The sequence below is a fragment of the Paenibacillus ihbetae genome, assembly GCF_002741055.1.
Classification (GTDB): Bacteria; Bacillota; Bacilli; order Paenibacillales; family Paenibacillaceae; genus Paenibacillus_AQ; species Paenibacillus_AQ ihbetae.
This window is the reverse complement of the sequence record NZ_CP016809.1, coordinates 262361-286637: the sequence shown is the minus strand read 5'-3', so window position 1 is coordinate 286637 and position 24277 is coordinate 262361. Positions and strand designations below refer to the sequence as shown.

Sequence of the window (24277 nt, the reverse complement as noted above, 5' to 3'; positions counted from 1 at the left end):
AATAAAGCGTTTCGGGCGTCTGACTTTATTAATGAAAGGATTTCAATTTATGTTAGATCATACGGATATTCAAATCTTGGATGAACTATCCAAGAACAGTCGAATTACCATGAAGGAATTGGGCGAAAAAGTCCACTTGACTGGACCTGCCACTGCAGCAAGAGTGGCCAAGTTAGAGGACAAAGGGATTATTGAGGGGTACACCATTAAAGTCGATCAGGTGAAACTGGGGTATGCCGTTCATGCGCTTCTTCAAATATTTACCCGACACACGAATCATCAGCCGTATCTGTCATTCCTGAAAGCACAAGAACCTTACGTCGTCAACAACTACAAAGTGAGCGGAGACAGCTGTTACATACTCGAATGCAGATTTCCTTCCAACGAAATCCTGGATGAATTTTTGACTGGCTTGAGTCATCATGTGGGCTATAAATTATCGATTGTTATTAATAATCATAGATAGGGGAAGCTGCTACTTGCTCATGAGAGATTCAAGCTGGTACCGGAAATAGGATGTCGACTGCAGACTAAAAGAGCCCGCGTCGAACGCGGGCCCTTCTCATTGACGGCATGTTTGAACGAGCCGATTGTTTTAGAATTCACGTAGCTGCTTAACGAGATCCAAAGCAAACGCATCCGTAAACCGGAGGCACTCATCTCTTGGATGATCCGCCCTTCATTCATGCGGTGATCCAGCCATTCGGTAATCCATCCAGGAGCATAGCCGCCCTGGCCGAATTCTCCGCCAAATGCGATCATATGGCTATAGCGCGCCAAATATTGATCTCGACTCGTATCCGGGTAAGACTTCAGGTATAACCAGAACTGCACATCATACTATTCCTCTTCGCTTACCAGCCCCCGAATGAACGCTTCGAAATTGCCAGCAGGGAATGTGATCTCATAATCATCCTCCTGATCGACATGAATCACTTCGGGTTCACCATCTCTTCCGCATGACCTTATGTGGTCAGCGGTTTTTTTGTTATTCGGCTAAGACTTGGCATGATTTTATAAATAGGAGGCACTCTATACACGACTCACATTTCTAATGCAGTGGAGGTAACGCATGTCAATTATTAAACCATCTCATATTGCACACTCGATTTATGAGATTGATGGAGAAGCGCTCCAGCTGGCGGGTATTAAAGGGATCATCATTGATTGGACCAATACAATAGCAGCGAAGAAGGACGGAACTATATCGGAATCGATCAACCGTTGGCTCCACGAGCTTCAGTCTCAATATGGAATAAAGGTGATCGTTGTCTCCAACGGTAAACCTCCGAAGGAAGAACATGGGCATAGCCATGAGATCCCAGCTTTGTTCGAGGCGGGAAAACCGAAGAAAAAAGCATTTGTTGCAGCAATGAACATCCTAGGTACCCGCATTCATGAGACGGCTGTTATTGGCAATGGCATCATTACGGATGTATGGGGCGGAAATCGTTTAGGCATGTACACTATATTCGTATCCTCTTCTATGGTCAAGCCTCGGTTTATAGGGACCTTAAAACGGTTATTCGTGAAAGTGGTGCGAGTATAGCGGCGGAACCGCCAATCCTTCCAAACACGGTGGCATAGGACTTGGCATTGTAGGGAACTGTCTATGGAACTGGATTTTGGGTGAAAGGGGTGAACGGGGTGGATTTTTTCGAGAGTAAAGAATCGTTGACAACCATCGAATGGGTCTTAAGGGGAATTGTCAGCTTTGTATTTTTGCTTATTGCAGCCAAATTTCTAGGCCAGCGGTCCATTTCACAATTAAGGTTTCTCGATTTCATTATTGCTCTAACCCTCGGCAATATTATCGCGCACCCGCTGTCCGATGAGGAATTAGGATTAAAAGGGTCTATGATCACAACGATCGTTCTCATTTTACTATATATTGTAGCGACATGGCTCGGGTTGAAGTGGCCGTTCTTTAAACGGTTTTTGGATCCGTCGCCGATCACGCTTATCAAAGAGGGACTCATTCAGTTCGAGAACTTATCGAAGGCAAGGATCTCCATAGATTATTTATTTTCCGAGCTAAGGAAAGAAAAAGTAGAGGATGTCCAAAAAGTTGCGCTCGCATTATGGGAGCCAGGTGGAACCATATCCGTCTTTATGGACACGCCATACCAACCGGTGACTCCGGCTAACCTGAAACTAGAGACTCAGCCGTTCACGATCCTAAGACCGATCATTATAGATGGAAAGGCCGATAAGTCTCTTCTCCAGGAGATCGGAAAAGATAACGATTGGCTGCTTACACAAATCGCGCCTATTTCGAATATCCATGAAGTGTCGTTAGCGATCGTCGAGAACGAGACCGTGAGGGTGTTTTCAAGAACAGAAGGTTGATGATGAAGCATTTTAACTATCAGAGGAAGAGGGCCACGATTGAGGGCTCTCTTTGTTGTTTGAGACATAATTCTATTCGCATCTTGCAAATTTAACTGCACATTTCCACTTGCAGCAGATACCTTCACATTCCTTTTCAATCGAATAGTCAAATCGCTGCACATGAGATAACATGCAATGCTGTACTCCTAAGATTAAACCGTTTAAGGCACTCCGAAAATTAAACTCTTTTTAAATGAAAGCCTATCCTGATTTTAATGTCTGCCTGCTAGCATTACAGTACAATCTAAAATTTACTGTTGGGGGAAGGGGTAGTCATTATGAAACCAAAACCGAGTCTATGGAGATCGACACTTGTGATACTTATGGTTATAGGAGGCGCCGATTATGCTGCAGCAGATCAGGGTCGCCATTATGAAGCAATAAGTAAAGAGCATCAAGTAACGTCCACATCCAATCAGATTTCTGCGATGATCCCTCTGCGCCAGGTGGCAACAGATATCGGAGCATTGGTGGCTCTGGAATCAAAGACATAACTGTGTAACGGTTCATCGTGGAAATCATGTACTATGGCGGCTTAAACCTGGCATCCGTACTACCGAATTAAACGACAAGCGCGTACCACCGGATTCGTCGGCAATCCTCCGAAATGGTGTAATATACGTGCGTCGTGACGCATTCGTCAATGCGATGAAAGTAGATATTACCTGGGAGGAAAAGACTGGAGTTACAATCGCCAAGACGGACATCGCTGCGAGAGCCAGTTTTTTCATGCGTCAATTGATGCTAGAAAATATTGAACGGGCTTGGGGGATGTTAAGCGATGATTTAGCCGAATCATTAACTAAGCCGGGACTTCAGCGATTAAGTGAATCCTATCAAGCTGCTTATGGCCAGCTAGGAAAACTTCAAAAATGGTCTATAAGCAAAACGGCCGTACATCAAAACGTGATGTTAGACTATGCCTTACCTAATGGAGGGGGACTCTCTGTCACCGTAAGGTTTGATCAACGCGGAAATGTTGACGATCTATTCATATCATCTTTACTTACGGAATCCTATGAACGACCTACATATGATGATGTCGAATTATACGATGAACAAGAGGTGGTTATTGGCGAAGGAACCTATGCTCTCCCTGGAACGCTAACTGTACCCGAAGGGAAGGGACCGTTTCCTGCCGTAGTGCTTGTGCACGGATCAGGGCCGAATGATCGAGATAATTCGAGTCCGAATCAACAGGGGCAGAGTATCTCCTTCCAGGAAACGTGCCCGTCACCGTCATTCAGGAGCTTGAGAAGTGGATCCATAGTCATTTTTAGCAATCATTAAAGAATTATTCTTGAACACTTATTAAAGAAATGGTAATATACAGAAAAGGGAGGGAGGGAATCACGTTGGCACGCCATAAAGAATTTGATACGACGGAGGTATTGACCAAAGCGATGGAGTATTTCTGGAGACATGGTTATGATGGTTCCTCCATGAATGAGCTGGTTCAGCATGTTGGAATCAAGGCTCAAAGTCTATACAATGCGTTTGGAGGGAAACGGGATTTATATTTAGCGGCCCTTAAGCTGTATGTAAATCAGAGCACGGTAATCGCCACACTCGAACAAACTCCATCCGGGAAGCAAGCCATCATCAAGGTATTCCATGATTTATTATCCAGCCTTGCACAGCCCGAACATCGAGCGAAAGGTTGTTTCATGGTGAACACTTGCGTTGAACTAGCGCCGCATGATGCCGAAATCGCAGACTTTGTTGAAAAAGAAAGCAAACGCGTGGAAGACGCATATCTCCTCGCACTAAGCCGCGCGAAGGAACAAGGCGAGCTTGCCGATCGACACCAGGATTTGAGGGCACTTGCACGATACTTAAACAATGCGCAATCCGGACTGATCGTTACCGCCAAGTCGGTTTCGGATCCGGCTGTACTTGAAGATATCATTCGGGTGACGCTTTCGATTTTTGATTGAAAGCGGACCTCTCTTTTTTTAATTAATAATTTAATGATCATTCAAAAAAATATGAGGTGATTCTGATGAGAAAGACTCTAGGCATTTATTGGCTGGCATTTGGCGTCTTTGTCATGGCAACAGCCGAGATCGTGGTTTCCGGCATCTTAGCGATGATATCCGAGGATTTGAAGGTCTCCGTTGGGATGGCCGGTCAGTTGGTTACGGTTTATGCATTAGTTATCGCAATCGGCTCTCCGGTCCTGATGGCAATCACGGCAAGGGTTGAAAGAAAATGGCTCCTTGTTCTATCGTTCCTAGCATTCATCATTGGCAATGGCATCGGCTACTTCAGTCCTGATTTTTCGATCCTTCTGATCGCTCGCATTGTCCAGGCGGCAAGTGCTAGCGTGTTTACGGTCGCAGCCCTGACGGTGGGATCCGGCCTTGCGGCACCCGGGCGGCAGGGAACAGCCATCGGCACTATACTTATGGGAGCAGGGACGGCATTAGCTGTCGGCGTTCCTCTAGGAACATTGATCGGAGGACATTGGGGATGGCGTTTTGTCTTTGTATTCATTATCATACTGGCTCTGATCTCCGTCATTGGCATCGCATTTACCGTGCCGAAATCAGAGCATCAGGAGTCTCTATCCTTGAAACAGCAGCTCGGGGTATTGAGAAATCGACGCATTGTAAGCGGGCTGCTCATTACTTTGTTCTGGGTCACCGGATATCAAATGATGTTCACCTATATCACACCCTTTCTGCAGGGAACCGCAAATCTTGATGCGACCCGGATTAGCGCCGCGTTATTTGTAAGCGGGATTTTCGCTATAGCAGGCTCACGAATTGGAGGCTATGGTTCCGATCGCTGGGGGATATTCCCGATGTTGATGGTGAGTTTGTTGGTTCACGCAGCGGCGCTGTTCGTCTTTCCATGGGCAGCGACAACATTTATCGGGGCTTTAATGATTTTGGCGATCTGGATCGGTTTTGCCACGATGACGACGCCTGTACAGCAGTTCTATTTGATTTCGCTTTCGCCTGAATCCTCCGGACTGGCGCTAGGGATGAATAACTCCGTTTTCCAACTCGGAATGGCTGTCGGTGCCGCTGCTGGTGGGTGGATCGTCCATCAAACCTCAGTCATGGATTTAGGATACTACGGTGCGATGAGTATCGTATTCGGCGTCGTTTCGGTCTTATACTCTTTTGCTTTAAAGAAACAACCCGAAATTACACGCGGCTGACTTAAGTGAAAATAGATTAACCGATTTTGGGAACTTTCACCCTCCTTGGGGAGTCTGTTTGAGTAAGGGGGGAGGAGAAGAGCTTGAAGAAAATGCAGCTGCAGCTTTCTGCAGAGCTGAGCATATCGGACATACGGGAGCTTATGGAATCCTACGGAGAAGACATATGGAATTATGCTTACGTCATTACCAAAAACACACATACGGCGGATGACGTTGCACAGGATGTTTTTATTAAAGCCTATCAACATGCTGCCTCCTTTCGAGGGGAAGCTTCAATGAAAACCTGGCTGCTCAAAATCACGCGAAACACCGCGCTGTCCTATTTGAAACGAGCGTTCTTTCGCAGAGTGGTCCTCCTTGGAGAGCGATCGCCGGGAGACGGGCTGGAAGGGATGACGGGGAAACCATCATCGCCATCTGCTGAGGCGGAGTACTTGGAGCGCCATTCAAAACGATACACACCGAATATCGCGTATTGAGCAAAGAAACACAGATGAAACGGGGACACCCTCCGGAGGAGCACAGGCCATAACGCCCTACGGACAAAAAATTGTTCAGCATTCCGCTTTAACTGCCAATGCTTTCATTCGCGTACGCGTCTTTTTGCAAACGATAAAAACCGGAGCCTGTGCTCCGGTTTTTTGGCAGGTGGATCACTGGGTTAAAGCAAACGGAAGGCATGCCCTTTAACCCTGCGAACTAGATCAGCTGACGAAGCTGATTTACGTAAAAGGCGAGCTCGCTCTCGGACTCGAGATCACGCATAAGCGCCCGGAGCAGGAACAACCGCGGCTGCTCTTTCACGGCTTCATCACGCAGCATGGCTGCGACCTCCGTCAGTTCTTGTTTTCTCTGGTTAGGCACGGCGATATCCGGAATCAATGAGGCGATCATTTCAATCAGCGCATCTCTCCTCGATCCGCGCGATGCAAGCAACGGCTGGAGTTCCAAGCCCGAATACTCGGTCATGAGCTCATCCGTGAGCAGGGCAGGGGCAGATCGCCGCTTCAGCCCATGCACCAGATCGTCCATTCGTTCTGCAATGAACAGAGCGAGCGCCTGCTTGTCCATCGGCTTGTATCCGAATAACAGATGGAAGGTATATTCACGGATCAATCCGTTGAATACGGCGGTGGCATCCCACTTCCAAGGCTCAATCGCCGATCCGTATTGGCGGCGAAGAATATCCTGATAATACAGGAACATGCTTCTACGGATACGGCTTAGGACATCTTCGATGATTTCACTGCCGAGCGGGGCAAGCTCATTGTGGTCCCGGGATATGTAATAACCATGCTCTACGTAAAAATCAAACTGATAGGCGATTTCCGCCAAAAAGGTATCTCTCGTGGACAATTGCTTTTTTCTGATTCGGTCCACCTCGTCGACCATAACCTGCTGCCGCCGCTCCAAAATGCTGACGTACAATTCTTCTTTCGAGGAAAAATGCTTGTACAGCGAGCCCTTGGCAATGCTGCAGTCATCAGCGATATCCTGGATGGATGTCGCCTGGTAGCCCTTTTCCGCAAAAAGCCGAACCGCCGATTGAAGAATTTTCTCCTTAATCATGCTCATCATGCCGCCTCCTCAATGATACCAAACATCCATATATTTCAATAATCGCCCCGGGATGCCGGGTTGTAAAGGACACCGCAAGAACATCCGGGCGGAGTGTACGAATAACATTGTACCAGTCCTTGCGCATGAAATACATGACACTCAGATAAGATCTGAAAAAGATAGAAATACCAAACGTAATGCTCGCAGCAGACATTAACTCACGCCCGGATTGGAGGCTTTACGCGGCAGCAGGCTGCGGCTTCCGGATCAGGAAGCTGAGCACAAGTCCTGCACTTGCTATACATGCTGCAGCGAAGAAGGTGTCGCAAAACGGAGTCAGGTTCGTCGCTATCCCATTCCCGTCCGACCCGGAGACAGTCATTCGGGAGGCTAGAAAGCCGGTAAAGCCCGATATAGCAAACGAGGCGATGACCTGCTGCGATGCGCTGGTGAGTGGAGTGACCCTGCTGACCAGATGGCGAGGTGTAGCATTCAATACATAGGTATTTAACGACATCATGGACAATCCCATCCCCGAGCCCTGCATGAATAAAACGACTAGAATAAAGAGCAGCGGTGTGTCCGTTCGGAGAAAGGTCATCGCAAACAATCCGCTCGTCATCAAGGCCATGCCTGCGATGAGAGGCGGACGGGCACCGGCTTTATCGAAGATCCTGCCCGCTAACGGCATAAAAATCATGGAGCCGATCGCCTGCGGCAGCAGGATAAGACCGGTCGAGAACGGCGAGTATCCTTTAACTTGCTGAAGCAGAAGAGGAAAGAGCAGCACCGTTCCGTACATCGCTGCCTGCATGAACCAGGATGTGATGATCCCGCGTCTGAAATCGGATGATTGAAAGACTCTCAGCTCCAGCAACGGTTCGGCTTTTCTCAAGCAAGAAAAGATAAACACCAGAAGAACTGCGCCACCGATGATGAGACCGGTTAACGTACGGACAGAGCTCCAGCTCACCCCGCCTTCGCCAACACCGAACGTGATCAATGCAAAAGCCAACGGACCCAGGATTAACCCCGTCTTATCCAGCGATGGCGCCTTCTGCTTAGGAAAGGAGGGCAAATATTTCTTCCCGATCACCAGGCCCAAAAGTCCAATCGGCAGATTGATCAGAAAGATCCATTGCCAGCTTACGTATTCCACCATCCATCCGGAAATCACCGGACCGAGAGCGGGAGCCAGCAGAAGCGGAATGCCAAGCATTCCGATGATGGAGCCTCTTTTTTCCGGCGGAGCAATACGGTAGACCATGGCCATTCCGATCGGGGAGACCATTCCCCCGCCCAGGCCCTGCAGGATTCGATAGAGAACCAGCTGCTGGGGCGTTTGAGCCAAGGCGCATAAGACCGATCCGAGGGTAAACAAACCGATCGAGATCAGAAAAACACGTTTGGGACCGAATTTATCCGACATCCAGCCGGCTAAAGGAATGACTGCCGACAAGGATAAGGTGTAGGCTGTTATCGACCATTGAATGAGATGAAGCGAGCTGTCGAAATAGTTCACCAATGTAGGGATGGCGACGTTAACGACCGTGCTGTCCAGAAGAACCATGAAGGTTCCGATAACGACGGCGACCAGCGAGGCGATGATTTTATTCATTGGCAGCGGTCCTTGCTCCTGAGGCATTTGTGCTGGTATTGGATTTGGCATGAAGATGCACCTGCTTTCTAAATAGTTTAAAAAATGGAGAGGACGAATAAGTCTCCCGCCGTCAGAAAAAAGAAGTTCATCCGCTATAGTGACTTATTAGTTTTTATAAAAACCTATTAGTCACAACTAGAAAATATCATAGCGACGTATTCAATGCATGTCAAGCGAAAGGATGACAAACGATTGTATTGACTTCGCTGGGACATTCCGGTAAGATTGGGATTAACTTGACTAAGGGGAATGTTTTATGTCTGCGAGTGTTCTTAACTAATATAATTCCATACGAGGACTTTGGCTTGTATTCATCTGCTTTACGCTACCCGTATGTCCATTCGGGGCGTTATGCGTGGGATGAGCTGAAGTCACAGGATTAGTTAAGAACAACGGATATAACCAACCTTAGGGATACCTATTTCTAGGCGTATGCATCCGTACTCTTTCGTACGGATTTTTTGTTTTTATGGATGCGCTTCGTGAGGGTTATACGAGGACAGGGGTGAACGTATGTTCACTTCTGTCCTTTTTTGCTTTTTACCACTAAAAGGGGGGACAGGACATGAATCCATACGTAGCACAGGCAAGTAAGCACATCCGACTGCAGGAAGGTCCGATGGTTATAGAACGAATTCTGATCGAATGCTATTTGAATCCGGGGGTATCAACGAAAGGGCTGGCGCGCGCAGCCCTGATACCGACGCCGGTTGCCGCAGCCGTCAAGAAGGAGCTCATTCGGACAGGGGCGCTTGTACAGGACCGCGGCGCCCGATGCACGCCAGAAGGCCGGCAATCGATTGAACGCGAATGGGGATATGCGGGGCTGCAGCGCGACTGCCATCGGTCGATGCTACTCGGACGGGAGGATACAGATGAGTGGAGGGACATCTTGTCGGTGTTACAGCAAATCTTCCCTTCGCGGCCGCAAGTCAACGTACAGATCGACCAATCTTCCTGCACGCCCGAGACCAGCTTGCGCAGGGCTGTGCTTGCCTTACAGCATCACACCTTAATCGGAAAACAAATCCTGTGCATAGGGGATGATGATTTGGTGAGCATATCGATCGGACTGCTGCTGCACAAGCTGTTCCCATCCGCCGATCATGCGGCAACTAGCGTGCACGTCGTTGATATTGACGAACGTTTTATCGGCTTTATCCGGGGGATCGCCACTGAACTAAAGCTGCCCATTGTCTGCTATCATCACGATGTCAGGGATCCGCTTCCCCCGGAGCTACGTGGTCGTTTTGACTGCTTTTACACCGATCCGCCCTATACGCTGCCAGGAATGAACTTGTTCCTTTCGCGGGGAATCCATGGTCTGAAGCAGGTCCAAGGTCTGCCGATCTTTCTCTCGTTCGCTCACAAATCGCCGGAGGTCATGCTGGCTATGCAGCGCGAGTTCGTTCGAAAGGGCTTAACCATCAGCGCCAATTATCCTAGCTTCAATGTTTACGAGGGAGCGGAGCTGATCGCGAATCGGAGTCAAATGTTCGTGCTCCGCACGACCGATTTTAGATCAGCAGAAATTGCTGGCCGGTATCCGGATGCCATCTATACAGGTGAAATTAAGCGGACCGTACGCATATACAGCTGCACACAATGCAAGCAGCAGGTTACGGTTGGAGTGAATCAGCAGGTCGCAACGATTGAGAAGCTGAAGAATGCGGGCTGCCCCCGTTGCAATAACGACGACTTCGAATTGATCGCGAGAAAATCTTGTTAACCGATCAAGCGATATACAGGAAAGAGCGCCTGAATGAGACGCTCTTTTGTACGAGATTATGTTAGTCATCAGAAGAAGGGAGGGAGCTGCAGCTAAATTAAATGATAAACCCTTAACAATAAAAGCTGCGTCCGGTCTTTCGCAAAAAAGGGAGCGCCGCATTTGGCGGTGCTCCCTGCACGTTAGTCCGTTACGGCTCCTCTGGATGCGGAGGATACCAGCTTGGCATATTTGCGGAGGACTCCGCTGGAATGCTTTAATGGCAACGGCGTCCATTGCTTGGCTCTTGCTTCAAGCTCCTCAGACGTTACCTGCATATTGATTTCCTGTGTTTCGCTGTCGATGGTGATGATGTCCCCCTCGCGCAGGAGGGCGATTGGTCCGCCAACCTGTGCTTCCGGCGCGACATGTCCGACCACAAAACCATGCGATCCCCCGGAGAATCGACCGTCTGTTAAGAGGGCCACCTCGCCGCCAAGTCCTTTGCCGACTATCATGGCCGTGACAGACAGCATTTCAGGCATTCCCGGCCCGCCTTTTGGACCGCAGTAGCGGATAACCACCACATCCCCTTTGTGTATGCGGTCGTTCAGAATGGCTTCCGTAGCTTCTTCTTCACTGTCAAACACGCGTGCAGGACCGGTGAATGTAAGCTTGGCGAGTCCGGACATTTTGGCCACGGCGCCTTCCGGCGCCAAATTGCCTTTCAGCAGTACGAGCGGTCCGGTTGGCTTCAGCGGCCGGTCAAACGGACGGATCACATCCTGGCCGCCCGTAAGCGGCTGAACCTCTGCCAAGTTTTCGGCGAGTGTTCGCCCCGTGACGGTCAAGCAATCCCCATGCAGAAGACCATGCTCCAGCAGCAATTTCATCACGGCAGGAACGCCTCCGACATTGCTCAAATCCTGCATCATATATTGACCGCTCGGCTTAAGGTCCGCAAGATGCGGAACTTTTTTGCGTATACGCTCAAAGTCGTCGATGGTCAGGTCGACCTCAACCGAATGGGCGATAGCCAATAAATGCAAGAATGCATTGGTTGAGCCTCCCAAGGCCATAACAACCGTAATCGCATTTTCGAATGCTTTTTTCGTCATAATGTCCCGGGGATAGATCCCCATTTCCAGCAGCTTAACGACCGTTTCTCCAGCCTTGACGCATTCATCGGCTTTATGGCTTGCTATGGCTGCCGTGGAGGATGAACCGGGCAGACTCATACCGAGTGCCTCGGCCGCTGCGGCCATGGTATTAGCAGTATACATGCCGCCGCAGGCGCCGGCACCCGGACATACGTGGCACTCGATCTGATGGAGCTCCTCCGGGGTCATTTTCCCGTCATGATATTGTCCGACCGCTTCAAAGGCGGTCACGATATTGACGTCGCGTCCATTGAGCGATCCGGGCTGAATGGTGCCTCCATAGACGTAGACTGCGGGGAGATTCATGCGTCCGATGGCCATGAGACAAGCCGGCGTGTTCTTGTCACAGCCGCCGATCGCAACGAGACCGTCGAAACGTTCGGCGTTGACCACGGTTTCGATGGAATCGGCAATGATTTCCCGGCTTGGCAGGGAGAAGAGCATCCCTTCATGTCCCATCGAAATGCCGTCAGACACGGTAATGGTATTGAAAATTAGGGGAGCTCCGCCGCCGGTCTGGACGCCTTTCTTGGCTTCCTTGGCCAGTGCGTCGATATGGATATTGCACGGCGTGACCTCGCTCCACGTGCTTGCCACCCCGATCATCGGTTTCTTGAAATCCTCATCGTTGAACCCTACTGCCCGAAGCATGGCCCGGTTCGGGACCCGGTTCACGCCTTCACTGATGACCTTGCTGCGAATGCGCAAATCTCTCTTATTGGCATGCGTCATTTCTGATCCTCACCTTCCTGTGCGTTTTGGATGAATGCGTACAGTTCCTTCATCGGTCGAATCAGATTCTGCTTCATCACCGAAGAGGCCAGCGCTCCATCCTTGTTCTCAAGCGCCTGAATTATGCGGGCATGCTCCTCGACCGAGGCGGACGTTGCGGATACCGGCTGGGCCAGGAAAACATATTTGAACCTCCGGATGTGGATTTGAAGGGAGGCGCTGAAGGAGGCCACATAGGAGTTATCCGAGGCATCCACAATCAGGTTATGAAACTGTTCATCCAGCTCCATGGCCTGATACGGCTGTCCGTTCTCAATGGCTGCTGCGAACTCGGCATTGAGCCCTTTCAGCTGTTCAATCTGCTCCGCCGTGAAATGTTCTGCGGCAGTTTCAGCCGCCAGGGAATGCAGGGCAGCCAAGGTGGCGTACAATTTTTGAATATCCTCCTTCTCGATGGTCTTGACCCGCGTGTCCCTCCCCGGATGCATCTCAACCAGGCCTTGAACCTCTAAGAGCTGCAGCGCTTCCCTAACAGGAGTACGGGATACGCCAAGGGCTTCCGCCAGTTCGGCATCCACCAGCTTTTCGCCGGGCTGCAGGGTACCGTCGATAATCCATCGCTGAATTTGGCTTAAAGCCCGTTCCTTGGCAGACATCCGGACAGGTGTGGAATAACTTTTTGGAATTGGCATCATCATTCACTCCTTTTATTTAATATGCAATATATCGCATACATATATTTTAATCAAGCGATTTATTTTAAAATGATAAATAAAAATGAAAAAAGTCCTTATCCCTAGGTAGGACAAGAACTTTCTTCAATCTTTAAAGATGGGTACTCACGTCATCCATGCTCTTTGGCTCATTAACTTGAATTAAGCATCCAGGACCAGCACCCGAAGGGAAGCGCGCCGAAGAATACGCGAAGCGAGCCAGCAGCCACTGACGGCAATAGCAAGGGCGATTAGAGCCAAGCCACCGGCCACCGGCCACGCCATGATTAACGGCAGTTTGACAATTCCGTAGTTGGAGAGCAGGCTGCGCAGCACGGCTGGCAATGCGTAAGCGCCGCAGACAATGCCAACCATTGAGCCGAGGGCTGCAAGTCCGGCGATGCTGCTTGTCAGGGCGCGACGGATGTCGGCTGCGGTCAGGCCAAGCGAGGCATAGATGCCGTATGTTTTTGTCTCCTTGCGGATGTGCAAACGGCAAGTCGTATAAACGATCAGACAGGTGACGGCCATGAACAGAAGGGCTAGCAGGCTCATTGGGACAAGTAAAACGGCTGCGGCTTCTTTGAACACGGAATCGAGCAGCACTTCCTGCTTTAACGCTTGGATGGAAGGGCCATAGCGGTCGTTCAGCTGCTGCACTAGCGCATCGCGGTCGGATGGGTTCTTCAGCTGTATAAACCCGGCATCCGGATTTAGCTGTTCAACAAGGTCCGAGGTGACCCGAGCCGTGTTCGACATGTTCGAGATGGATTGAAATGTGCCGGTGATCAGCAATTGCTGCGGTTTTCCTTCAATATAAATCGTGAGTATATCGCCAATATCTTTTTTCAATTTACGGGCAATATTGATTCCGATCGAGATTTCGTTCGGCAGAACGGGATTGCGTCCCGAAAGGGAGGCGAATCCCATCTCGTCCATGCTGCCTTCAACAACGGTTAAGGGAAGGCTGAATGATTGTTGGCGCTCGCTGTTCCCTTCAGGCTCGGCGATGACGCCGATAGCGGACCCGGACCAGTTCAGACTGAGGACCCGAGGGTCGCTTTCAATGGTGGATTGCATTTCCATCCGATCCATACCTTCGGCGTTAATCACCATCATGGCGATATCGGCATCGTCATAACCCCACTGGGCCGATGTATCACTAATGCGATAGACACTGTTTATGAGTACGGCGCCAAATACGAGCACAGCGACGGTGATGCTCATTAAGAAGAGGATCAGCCCTGCGCTTTTTTTGTTGCCGCTCACCTGCTTCCAGGCGATAACCGCGGGCACGGACCAGCGATCCAGTAATCTGCTGCGGGTGCCTGGACGATGCGTACGACTATGCGCAGACTCCGACATGCCGAATCGGATCGCTTGGATCGGCTCGATATGACGTGTTTTGGCCGCATATATCAGGACACATAGAAGGATGATGAGCAGCAGGCCGCAGCCAGTCCAGATCGCCACGTCTGCTGCTTGAACCGGTACTGGGGCTGTTTCGGATTTAAGGAATGACAGGGAATTCTGGATGATGGCATCTGAAAGGAAGCGGCTTGCCATGAGTGCCGGGACCAGGGCAACAATCGCCATGAGTCCGTATTGCAGCAAGTAAGTGCCGATGATGCGACGGGAAGTCATCCCGATCGATTTGAGAATGCCGATGGTGCGGTAATTGGCAAGGATTGTGTCCGTGATCGTAAAGCCGATCGTAAGCAAAGCGACGAGAATCATGACCAGACCGAGAAAACTCATCACAAAGCCGATCACCTTGTTCATGATAAAGTAGAATGCCGACAGTTCGGCAAACGTCACGCGTTCTTCCAAGAACGGCGATCCAAGCGACTCCTCGAATCGCTTCCAGTATGCTTCGCTTTGTTCGGGATGTTCAAAGCGAAGCGACAACATATACTGTTCCGGCGTGTCCAAGGGGCCCATCGTAGACTGGTAATCGGCTTCATTCATCCAGATGCGGGCAGTGGTGGAGAAAGGACCGCCGTGGGATATGTCGATGACAATCGCGCCGATCTTGAATTGCACAGGTGCAGAGCCTGAGGTGAACACCAATTCATCGCCAACCTGCATGTTGTATTTATAAGCAAGCGAAGTCGGCACCCAAATCTCCCCGGGTTCCGGCAGACTCAGTTGCTGAGGTCCTGCACCGGGAAGAGGATTATTAACCCCATGCGGCATCGCTGGCGTATTGATCATATAAAGATAAAGATTGGGCAGTTCCTCTTCCTTAAAGACCAGTCCCGTCCAGGGCTTGTAAGGCAGTAAACGGGATGCGGTTACGCCTTCCTGGCTGGACCACCACTCGGTTACCTTCTGTTCGTCATGCAGCCCGCGGGTCATGTTTATGATTTCATGGGCACCCTGCGCTGCCGAATGGCGGTCTTCGAAGACGTTCTCCGTATTTAGCAAAACGGTAAATGCGGAGCTGACTAACAAAGCGGATAGCGCAATAAGCAACGAGATCAGCGTATTTTGCAGTTTTCTTTTTACCAGATTCCCCAGGCAAAGCGTCAATATAGCTCGCATCTCTGACTACCTCCTCCCGGTGACGTAGGCAAAGATCATCGCTTCCCGTTCGGCGGCTTGCTCAGGTGAATAAGGTCCCATATCCAGGGATCCGCCGATTTTGCCATCGCGAATGTAGATCAGGCGGTTGCCGCGGCACGCTGCCTTCATGTCATGGGTAACCATCACGATCGATTGACCGTTTGCATGCATCCGGCTCAGGATATCAAGCACGGTAACGCCTTGCTCGTAGTTCAGACTGCCGGTGGGTTCATCGGCGAAGATGACGTCCGGGTTATTGATGAGCGCCCTCGCAATCGCCGCCCGCTGCTGCTGCCCTCCGGATACTTGAGAAGGCAAGCGGCTGCCCTGTTTATCAAGGGACAAGTCAAGCAATAAATCACGTGCTCTTTGCTGCACAAGGTGTTTGTCTTGATTAGCGATGTAGCCGGGGAGAGCAATGTTATCGAAAAGCGACAAATCCGGTACAAGGTTGCTGTTTTGATAGATAAAGCCGATCCGGTTCGCGCGAAAGCGTGCAAGCTCCTTAGTTGTAAATTGATCCAGGCGTTGGCCCTGAATACGGACTTCCCCCGAGGTCACTTCATCAAGTCCGCTGAGCAGGTACAGCAAGGTGGACTTCCCCGATCCAGAATCGCCCATGATGACGGTGAAGTCTCCTTGATATATGGACAGATCGACATTGCGAATGGCATGGAATTGTTCCTTGCCGGTGGTGTAGGTTTTGCATACATGATTAGCTTGCAGCATGACGGTTTTGCTTGATGACATATATGTTCTCCTCTCTGTATCTCCTACTGCCACCAAAGTATAGAGCGCGAATCTTGCACAATCGTTATCAAATTATAAATAAAGTATGACATCGTTATTTAAAGGGGCAGCGTTAAGCAGAAGGTAGTTCCCTGCTGCCGTTGACTGTAAAAAGAGATCGTGCCGCCATGCGCCTCCATAATATATTTGCAAATCGACAAACCGAGCCCCACCCCGGAGCGTTCGGCCAGTTGGCCGGACGTTCGCTGGGAAACATTACCCTGGTAGTACCGTTCAAAGATAAATGGCATATCCTCCGGGGATATCCCGCTGCCTGTATCCGAGACGATGATATGCAAGGAGGATGTCTCCGGTTCTTCCTCAACCGCCAAACGAATCGTATCCCCAGGCTCCGTATGCTTCAGTGCGTTCGTGACGAGATTGGCAACGACCTGCTCAATCCGTACACTGTCCATGCGGACAAGCAAGTTCGGAATGTCAGCCGGTACTTCGCAGCTTATCCCTAACGTTCGTATATAATGGGCCATTGCACTAAAGATAGGTTTCAGCGCTGGAGCGCTGTATTTCTCGACCGGCTGTACGGCAATCTGTCCCAAATCACGCAGCGCGTGAAGCAATAAATCGTCTACGAGCACGGACATTCTGCTCGCATTTGCGTGCACGACTTCAAGATAAGTCATCACACTTGGAAGATCGGGGCATATCCCTTCGCGAATCGCCTCAATATATGCTTTGATCGTCGACAGCGGAGTTTTTAAGTCATGCGACAGATTGGTTATCAGTTCTTTATGCGACTGGTTGTGGGCGGTTTGCCGAATATGTAAATTCCGGAGCTCTTCACGCATGAGATCAAATACGGCATAGAGCTCCCCGACTTCGTTATCGTTCGTCCATTCGGCACGCTGCTCATAGTCGCCCCTCAATATGGCTTCCGTATAAGGCTTGAGTCCGGCAATCGGCTCTACCAGCTCGTGCTGCACCCGGCGTCCGACGGAGAAGAATAAATAAAGCAGCGTTCCAAGCGCCAGAGCCAGCATAATCCATGGCACATAGCTATAGGCGTCGGATGAGGGCAATCCTGAAGCCACAACAGAAGCGGGGACCGAAAATTGAGCGTAGCCCGTCAGGGTATGGCTGCCGGCATCCCGCAGCGGAAAGGCGAGATGATAGCGGGGCGGTTCGCTGTCGGAAATACGAAGCGTATAGTCCAGTTCGAAGCGCGGATTGATTCGTGGTTTGGGTGGATTTTCGCCGTCAAAGACTATCGTTCCATCAGGAAGCACAACCTTGAGGTCCACTTGCGACTCTTGAGTCCATTCGGTTAGTTTCCGTTGGAGCCTTTGATCGGATAGCAGCGATTCCGCATGCTTATGTTCCAAGGTGTGAACGATCGGATTCGTCAACACGCGGATTTGCTTCACCATCGTTGCTGGAGCCGGCTGGTTTGAGGGTCCGATTAAAGTGAGCCAGAAGACCGATAGAATCACAATGAAGATTGATAGTCCGGCAGCCCAGCGTCGTTTGGAATACCAGGTTTTCCAGTCCATACCGGTTACTCCGCTTCATCGGGCGCGAACTTATATCCGACACCCCATACTGTCGTGATATAGGACCGCTTACTTTCGCATCGCTCCAATTTTTCACGCAATCTTCTTATGTAAACCGTGATTGTATTATCCTCGACATAAGCGGAATACCCCCACACCTGATCAAGGAGCTGTGCTTTGGAAAACACTTGGTTAGGATGTGAAGCGAGAAAGAACAGCAGATCGAATTCTTTGGCGGACAGGGTGACTTCCTGCTGTCCAACCATTACCTTGCGGGCGTTGCGGTCTATCGAAAGCATACCGAACCGCAATTGCTCTCTTGTCGATGCCGAGCTGTTCAGATCCGCCATCCTCCGCAAATGTGCCTGAACGCGGGCGACCAGCTCAGTGAGCGAGAAGGGCTTGGTCATATAATCGTCGGCGCCGAAACCAAGGGCAAGCACCTTGTCGGTATCGCTGCTGCGAGCGCTCAGAATAAGAATGGGTGCCTTTGTCATTGCCCGGAGATTACGGCAAAATTCGATGCCGTCTGCATCAGGCAGCGTCAGATCAAGAATAATGAAATCCGGCTGCCGGTTAAGGATCTCCTGCATTCCGTCGCCGGCATTTTCCGAAACATGTGGTTCGAATCCTTGCACACGCAAATAATCATGCACGATCCGCGAGATATCCTGCTCATCCTCAATAATGAGTACGGTTTTAGGAGATTGCATCTTCATTGTCGCTCCTATTCCAATTAACGATATATTTTTTACCTTTATTATAGCATCGCACTTCCCCCCCAAACGGACCAACTAAGAAATAATAGGAGATTAAACCCAAGAATCAGAAATTAATTTGAAAATCTTGATATAGTAGTATATTGTATTAGATTGAAATATCAGAATTCATCGTAACCGGGAGGAAGAGTCAATGGATAGCCAACAAATTCTCATCCGAAACAACGTCAAAGTAACGGGCTATGGTACAAAGGCTCTTATATTCGCCCACGGCTTTGGCTGTGATCAGAACATGTGGCGTTTTGTCGCTCCAGCTTTCGAAGAGAAGTATAAGGTGGTATTGTTTGACTTTGTAGGGTCGGGAAAGTCCGATATACAAGCCTATGATCCCAATCGTTATCATGATTTGAACGGCTATGCCCAGGATATCCTGGACATCTGCTCAGCGCTTGAGTTGAAGGATGCTATTCTAGTGGGTCACTCCGTCGGCGCAACGATCGGGTTGCTGGCCTCTATTCAAAGACCGGAGTACTTTGAGCGCCTTGTTCTGATCGGGCCTTCGGCATGTTACATGAACGATCTGCCGGATTACATCGGCGGATTTGAGCGGGAAGATCTGGTTGCGTTATTGGACATGATGGATCAAAATTATCAAGGTTGGGCGAGTTACTTGGCTCCGGTCATAATGGGGAATGCGGACCGGCCGGAATTATCGGAAGAGCTGGAGCTCAGCTTCTGCGCAACGGATCCGAAAGCGGCCCGTCTTTTTGCGGAAGCCACTTTTCTCTCGGATTACCGTCAGGAGCTCGGCAAGGCCACGGTGCCTTCGCTCATCCTGCAATGCTCCGATGATGTAATTGCTCCGATGGAAGCCGGGGCTTTTGTCCACCAGCAGATCAAGGGAAGCGAGTTCCGGCTGATGGATGCAACCGGTCATTGTCCTCACCTCAGCCATCCGGAAGAGACCATTCAGCTCATCAACGAATACCTGGCCTCAACGGAGCCGGTTCCGGAAAGCGAGCTGCACGCCTGATATGGATGAACGGTTGGATCACGCGCCTTGCGGCTATTTATCAATGGATCAAAATCGGACGATACGCTGCGTCAACGCTACCTTTTCTCGCTTGTTGGAATATGAAAAACAAGGGGTAATCGGCATCAGCTTTGAATCCCTGCTTACCCGATCCAGCCAAATTTTTTTTCAGATCTATTTTTTGCCGTTAATTAAGCTTAATCATCACATTGACGAGATGTATCTGATGATGAAAACGGGCAGCGGCGCAACCCTTCCCGTGCTTTTAAATGCTGTGATTCGAGAGCGGGAAGATGAATCCGTTTACGATTGCGTCTTAATTCCGATGCTGCAGAGGAAGGAATACGAGCAGCAGATTGAACAAGCCGAGAACGCGTATCGGAAAGCGAAAGATGAATTACAACGCATTGAGCAGGAGCTTAAAATGAAAAGGGAGGAGCTAGCAACATTAGCTGATCCCAAGGCCTAGTTCAGGAACCCATATGAAGCACCCATTCCGACAGTCGCGAATTATCGCGGCTTTTTTTTAATTGAGAATTCAAGGCGTAATCCGAGGTAAGAGTCTGAGCCGTCTCCTGGGTCTGGTTGAGAAATTCCTGCATCCATAAGAAAAAGCAGCTCATGTCCGATTCGAGCTGCTTGATGATACGTTTGGCTAACATCTCGAGTTAACCGTCTCCACTCCGGCTTGAAAGGCTTCCGAATCACCGTTTTCCAAACCGAATAATGCCTCCTGTAACGCAAAAGTGCCCTGGTAAAAGAGTACGCGGTCCATCATCCGCTGCACCTCCGGATGTTCATCGAGTACAAGCTTGAAAAAGGACTTCCCATAAGATGCAAGCAGCGCCGCATAGTCAACGGCCGGGTCGCCGATACCGGCTTCATCAAAATCCAATATGCCGCAAATTCGTAATTCGTACGGGTCAAACAATAGGTTTGAAGTGCCAAAATCGCCGTGAACCAAAACCGGAACGATCGGGGAGGCGGTCTTCGCATGAAGGAACTGTCCGAAATGCTGATCCGTCCATTCTCTGGCTTCCGGCTTCAGATCAGGGTACAGCTTGGACTGGATTCGCTCGTACAAGTCCTCCCATTCAGCATATGGGTCAAACGTTGATCGCTCCTTTTTAAAGAGATCGCCAAGGTTCATGCTATGTAATTGGCGCAGGAATCCCGCCAGCTGTCCTGCCAGCCGCCGTAATACGTCATGCCCGAGCTGCAGCAATCGTTCCGCTTCCAAAGGTTCCCCGTTCACCTTCCGGTAACAGATGAAGGGCCGGTAAATGGCATCATCGTCCAAACAGCATGTAAGCGGCAGCGGTACATCCAGCGGGAGGCGATCGGCGATGAAGCTCAACAGATCGGCTTCACGCTTCAAACGGGTTGTTCCTTCTTTATATTTGGGGAAGCGGAAGATGAGCTCCGCGTTGACGAGCTTGATGACATTGTTTTGTCCGGAACCGATGGGTTCCACGGAATGAAGCTCCAGATCCGGGCAAGCACGGCGGATGGATGCCAGCGCGAGGTCCAGCTCCATTTTGACAAGGTCCAGGCCAGGCGCAAAGCCGTCCGGAATTGTTCCCAGGGCGGTAAACCCAAACCGCTCGAAGAAGCCGCGGCTATGGGGGGAGGTTTCTAGCTTTACAATGGAAAACTGAGGATCGGCGCTGATTCGACGCAGCCGTTCTGTCAGAAGCTTCGTGCCGGCTCCCGTTCGATGCAGGCTCCGATCCACCATGCCCCAGCATAGAACGGCGCTGCTTTCATTGCCTCTATCGGCCCCATACCCGCCGCAGGCAATGACAGAACCCGAGTCATTCTCCAGCACAAAATAAGGCCCCGGCAGTTTCTCTAAGTACAATGCATAGTCCCGCCGTTCCTCAGCCGCAAAGTACTTGGGCACGTTGCTGTCGAATATAGTTAAGCAGGCTTCACGGTCTTGGTCCTGAAAGGGTCGCAAACGATACGGGGACAATGAATTATCCATGATAGGATCACCTCTCAAATACGAACTCTGCCTGATTATACCAGATCCTCACAAACAGGTAACGGAAAAGTTCAATCTTAGCCCAGAGTGAGGACTGGATCGGGAACGGATCAAAAATATATATGAATTTCAAGCCAATCCATGGGGTATCACCGAGCCGACGCTTCCTATATCATCATAAACGTAGAAGTGTTGAATCTATCGAAATATCATTCGTACTTATATAAGGGGTGGAGTGAGCAGATGATAACATCAGGAAAAACCGTATTATTCCAGGGGGATTCCATCACGGATGGAAATCGGGGGCGCGATGGCGATCCTAATCATATTCATGGTCACGGTTACGTGTATCTTATTGCGGCTGAGCTGGGATTCGAACTAGCGGGTTCAAGGCCGCGGTTCATTAATCGTGGGGTTAGCGGCAATCGCGCATCGGATTTGTACGCGAGATGGAACGAGGATGCCGTACATCTTCAGCCAGACCTGATCAGCATATTGGTCGGCGTAAATGATGCAGGACGAATCATTGAAGGCGCTCCGGAAGGAGCCAGCGATCGATTCGAGAGGGCGTACCGGCATATTCTTGAAGAAACGAAGGAACTGCTTCCAGGAACGGGGCTCGTACTATGCGAGCCGTTTGTGCTGAAAACAGGAGGTACCGAGCAGCACTGGGAAAGATGGCGACAAATAATCGATGAATACGGCAGGGTGGTTTGGCAATTGGCGCATGATTATGATGCGCTGCTTGTTCCCTTGCAGAAAGCCTTCGACGATGCCGCAGCCCGAACAGGGGCAGATTATTGGATCTGGGACGGGATCCATCCGACGACAGCGGGCCATTGGTTGATTGCGCGTGAATGGCTGAACGTCGTTCAGAACAGCCCGCTCGCAATTGGCTAACACGGGCTGCTGGGCAAGCTAGACCCCCGATAGGGAAGTTTTAGTGAAACGACATCCTTCAGATACGACGTTATAGATCACAAGCAAAAGGAAACTCCCCCAGTATTACAACCGGAAGAGTTTCCTTCTGCGAATAAGAATGAGGTCTTAGATGTTCAGATCTTTTGCATGATCCTTGCGCATCTGTTTGAAATACCAGAAGAACATAAGAAGATAAAGGGCAACCGCAACGATGCTAAGCCCGATCCATTTCATATCCATGGTCTTCACGGCACTGCCCATCAAGATGGCAAGCATTTTCTCGATCGGGTCCGAATCAATGGACGAGAATAGAGCGTTTGCAGACAGGCCCGCCGGAATGCTGTTCATGGCTCTGGACGTCTCCGTTACAAATTCCGCGATAAAAGTCGCGCCCCATAAGAACAAAGGAATAAGAACGGTTCCAATGAGGGTCATTCGCAATACCCGGCCTTTCGTTATGATCAGCAGGGCAGGGGCCAGTACGGTCAACAGGATGCCTCCGAGCGGAAGCACTTTGTTGCCCGGCAAGAAGATTGAAATTATTAGCAGGATCGGTGCCAGAATGTTTGCGACCGCCCACAGCTCGGCTCTAGGCGCAAGGATCGGCCAATCGATTCCTACGAGCAGAGTTCTGCCTTTCAAGCGCTTGCTCATTTGCTTGGTGATGCCGTTTGAAAGCGGTTCAATGGCAGGCCCGAACCATCCGCCTACCAGCGCGAACAACTCCAATGCAACTCCCCCGGTAAATGCCAGCGTGAAGATCTCGGCAGCCGATTGCTGGCCAAGAAGTCCGATAAAGATGCCTAGATAAGCGCCGATGGCAAACTTGCTGCCCCAGAATCCGATTTTTTTATTCAGAACCTCGGCATTGAAATCATACTTATCGATAAATGGAAGACACACGTCAATGATTTTATTAAAAATCATCACAACAGGTGCAATCAACAAGCTCGGATGCGCTGTCGTGGTGATATTCGTATCATCGTAATCAAGGAGCTTATTGATCGTCGGCTTCATGACATCGGCATTGATCAGCATCAGGGCATAAATCACCATGACAAACAATGTCGTGAGAATGAAGTTCTGATTCGAGTAATACAGCGTTAACAGCCCAATGACCGATAAATTCCAAATATTAAATAAATCCACGTTCAATGTGGTCGTCATTTTCGTAATCAGCATAATAAAATTGACAACCAGGCAGACAAAAGCAAAGTAAAGCGTATACACAGAACCCCAAGTAATGACGGCGAGCGGTGCCCAGCCAAGGTCCGTAATTGACAAGGATACGCCCGTGGATTCAACGAACTGCTCGAGCGCAGGAGCAAAGGAGCTGGTCAATAGTGAAATGACCGCGCCCATACCGGTCAGCGCAACGGCCATCCGAAGGCCGCCTTCCAAAGACTTCGAGATGGATACGCCGACAAGCAGCGAAAGCACAGTAATAATGACAAACATCATGGCGGGTCCGCCGAGATTGATGAAGCCGTTAAATAGATTATTCATCGTATCAATAAACATTGGGTCACTTCCTCAACAAGGTCGTAACCGGTTACGTGACTTGAGGGATAGTTGAAATCTAGCACATGCAAAAAATTTATGCAAGGGGTTAAAATTAAATTTGACAGAAAAAATGATCCATGCTTAACTAGTCAGTAA

General features: G+C 50.0%; 23 protein-coding genes. 12 read left to right on the top strand and 11 right to left on the bottom strand.

What is annotated here, in order from left to right:
• The first annotated feature begins 49 nt into the window (after nt 1-49).
• The gene (locus tag BBD41_RS01225) at nt 50-466 is read left to right on the top strand and encodes an Lrp/AsnC family transcriptional regulator (RefSeq protein ID WP_099476441.1); all 417 of its coding nucleotides are present in this window, start codon (nt 50-52) and stop codon (nt 464-466) included.
• 17 nt (nt 467-483) lie between these two features.
• On the opposite strand, the gene BBD41_RS30605 is transcribed toward BBD41_RS01225, so the two are convergent.
• Nucleotides 484-834, bottom strand: coding sequence for a hypothetical protein (locus BBD41_RS30605; protein ID WP_418304241.1), 351 nt, complete (start codon nt 832-834; stop codon nt 484-486).
• Nucleotides 835-1072: 238 nt separating this feature from the next.
• Between BBD41_RS30605 and BBD41_RS01215 the strand changes: the two genes are divergently transcribed.
• From BBD41_RS01215 to BBD41_RS01185, 7 genes are all read left to right on the top strand, one after another.
• On the top strand, nt 1073-1549 hold the full coding sequence (locus tag BBD41_RS01215; RefSeq protein WP_099476440.1) for a YqeG family HAD IIIA-type phosphatase: 477 nt from the start codon (nt 1073-1075) through the stop codon (nt 1547-1549).
• A 98-nt stretch (nt 1550-1647) separates the two neighbouring features.
• Nucleotides 1648-2349 (top strand): DUF421 domain-containing protein, encoded by a 702-nt coding sequence (locus BBD41_RS01210; RefSeq protein WP_099476439.1) that lies wholly within the window; start codon nt 1648-1650, stop codon nt 2347-2349.
• A gap of 320 nt (nt 2350-2669) precedes the next feature.
• Nucleotides 2670-2885 carry a hypothetical protein gene (locus BBD41_RS01205; protein WP_099476438.1) on the top strand — a complete coding sequence of 72 codons (216 nt, stop codon included), beginning with the start codon at nt 2670-2672 and terminating at the stop codon, nt 2883-2885.
• On the top strand, nt 2848-3681 hold the full coding sequence (locus tag BBD41_RS30100) for a stalk domain-containing protein (protein ID WP_099476437.1): 834 nt from the start codon (nt 2848-2850) through the stop codon (nt 3679-3681). The genes BBD41_RS01205 and BBD41_RS30100 overlap by 38 nt, the downstream gene beginning before the upstream one ends.
• 65 nt (nt 3682-3746) lie before the next feature.
• The gene (locus tag BBD41_RS01195; RefSeq protein WP_157929252.1) at nt 3747-4328 is read left to right on the top strand and encodes a TetR/AcrR family transcriptional regulator; all 582 of its coding nucleotides are present in this window, start codon (nt 3747-3749) and stop codon (nt 4326-4328) included.
• Nucleotides 4329-4393: 65 nt separating this feature from the next.
• Nucleotides 4394-5560 carry an MFS transporter gene (locus tag BBD41_RS01190; RefSeq protein WP_099476436.1) on the top strand — a complete coding sequence of 389 codons (1167 nt, stop codon included), beginning with the start codon at nt 4394-4396 and terminating at the stop codon, nt 5558-5560.
• 92 nt (nt 5561-5652) lie between these two features.
• The gene (locus tag BBD41_RS01185) at nt 5653-6042 is read left to right on the top strand and encodes an RNA polymerase sigma factor (protein ID WP_223260570.1); all 390 of its coding nucleotides are present in this window, start codon (nt 5653-5655) and stop codon (nt 6040-6042) included.
• 220 nt (nt 6043-6262) lie between these two features.
• Here the strand turns inward: BBD41_RS01185 and BBD41_RS01180 are convergent, their stop codons facing one another.
• Together BBD41_RS01180 and BBD41_RS01175 are read right to left on the bottom strand one after the other, a co-directional pair.
• Nucleotides 6263-7132 carry a TetR/AcrR family transcriptional regulator gene (locus tag BBD41_RS01180; protein WP_237086989.1) on the bottom strand — a complete coding sequence of 290 codons (870 nt, stop codon included), beginning with the start codon at nt 7130-7132 and terminating at the stop codon, nt 6263-6265.
• 229 nt (nt 7133-7361) lie between these two features.
• Nucleotides 7362-8741, bottom strand: coding sequence for an MDR family MFS transporter (locus BBD41_RS01175; RefSeq protein ID WP_237086988.1), 1380 nt, complete (start codon nt 8739-8741; stop codon nt 7362-7364).
• Nucleotides 8742-9348: 607 nt separating this feature from the next.
• Here BBD41_RS01175 and BBD41_RS01170 point away from each other — a divergent pair.
• Complete coding sequence (locus tag BBD41_RS01170; protein ID WP_099476433.1) at nt 9349-10512, top strand: bis-aminopropyl spermidine synthase family protein; 1164 nt, start codon at nt 9349-9351, stop codon at nt 10510-10512.
• A gap of 182 nt (nt 10513-10694) precedes the next feature.
• On the opposite strand, the gene ilvD is transcribed toward BBD41_RS01170, so the two are convergent.
• From ilvD to BBD41_RS01140, 6 genes are all read right to left on the bottom strand, one after another.
• Nucleotides 10695-12383, bottom strand: a complete 1689-nt coding sequence (ilvD, locus tag BBD41_RS01165; protein ID WP_099476432.1) for a dihydroxy-acid dehydratase — start codon at nt 12381-12383, stop codon at nt 10695-10697.
• Nucleotides 12380-13075: a GntR family transcriptional regulator gene (locus BBD41_RS01160; RefSeq protein WP_099476431.1), complete on the bottom strand. Its 696-nt coding sequence runs from the start codon at nt 13073-13075 to the stop codon at nt 12380-12382. The genes ilvD and BBD41_RS01160 overlap by 4 nt, the downstream gene beginning before the upstream one ends.
• Nucleotides 13076-13258: 183 nt before the next feature.
• Nucleotides 13259-15640, bottom strand: a complete 2382-nt coding sequence (locus BBD41_RS01155) for an FtsX-like permease family protein (RefSeq protein ID WP_099476430.1) — start codon at nt 15638-15640, stop codon at nt 13259-13261.
• Nucleotides 15641-15646: 6 nt separating this feature from the next.
• Entirely contained in the window at nt 15647-16411 is a 765-nt protein-coding gene (locus BBD41_RS01150) for an ABC transporter ATP-binding protein (RefSeq protein ID WP_099476429.1), read from the bottom strand.
• 98 nt (nt 16412-16509) lie between these two features.
• Complete coding sequence (locus tag BBD41_RS01145) at nt 16510-17958, bottom strand: HAMP domain-containing sensor histidine kinase (RefSeq protein WP_099476428.1); 1449 nt, start codon at nt 17956-17958, stop codon at nt 16510-16512.
• Nucleotides 17959-17963: 5 nt separating this feature from the next.
• Nucleotides 17964-18671 carry a response regulator transcription factor gene (locus BBD41_RS01140; RefSeq protein WP_077566013.1) on the bottom strand — a complete coding sequence of 236 codons (708 nt, stop codon included), beginning with the start codon at nt 18669-18671 and terminating at the stop codon, nt 17964-17966.
• Nucleotides 18672-18870: 199 nt separating this feature from the next.
• Here BBD41_RS01140 and BBD41_RS01135 point away from each other — a divergent pair, with 199 nt between their 5' ends.
• Nucleotides 18871-19710: an alpha/beta fold hydrolase gene (locus BBD41_RS01135; protein ID WP_077566015.1), complete on the top strand. Its 840-nt coding sequence runs from the start codon at nt 18871-18873 to the stop codon at nt 19708-19710.
• Nucleotide 19711: 1 nt separating this feature from the next.
• On the top strand, nt 19712-20179 hold the full coding sequence (locus tag BBD41_RS01130; protein ID WP_099476427.1) for a nitrogen regulation protein NR(II): 468 nt from the start codon (nt 19712-19714) through the stop codon (nt 20177-20179).
• A 186-nt stretch (nt 20180-20365) separates the two neighbouring features.
• Here the strand turns inward: BBD41_RS01130 and BBD41_RS29705 are convergent, their stop codons facing one another.
• Nucleotides 20366-21697 (bottom strand): GNAT family N-acetyltransferase, encoded by a 1332-nt coding sequence (locus BBD41_RS29705; RefSeq protein ID WP_157929250.1) that lies wholly within the window; start codon nt 21695-21697, stop codon nt 20366-20368.
• A 243-nt stretch (nt 21698-21940) separates the two neighbouring features.
• Here BBD41_RS29705 and BBD41_RS01115 point away from each other — a divergent pair, with 243 nt between their 5' ends.
• Nucleotides 21941-22597, top strand: a complete 657-nt coding sequence (locus BBD41_RS01115; RefSeq protein WP_099476425.1) for an SGNH/GDSL hydrolase family protein — start codon at nt 21941-21943, stop codon at nt 22595-22597.
• Nucleotides 22598-22744: 147 nt separating this feature from the next.
• On the opposite strand, the gene BBD41_RS01110 is transcribed toward BBD41_RS01115, so the two are convergent.
• On the bottom strand, nt 22745-24139 hold the full coding sequence (locus tag BBD41_RS01110; RefSeq protein WP_077566023.1) for a PTS transporter subunit IIC: 1395 nt from the start codon (nt 24137-24139) through the stop codon (nt 22745-22747).
• Between the last annotated feature and the right edge of the window lie 138 nt (nt 24140-24277).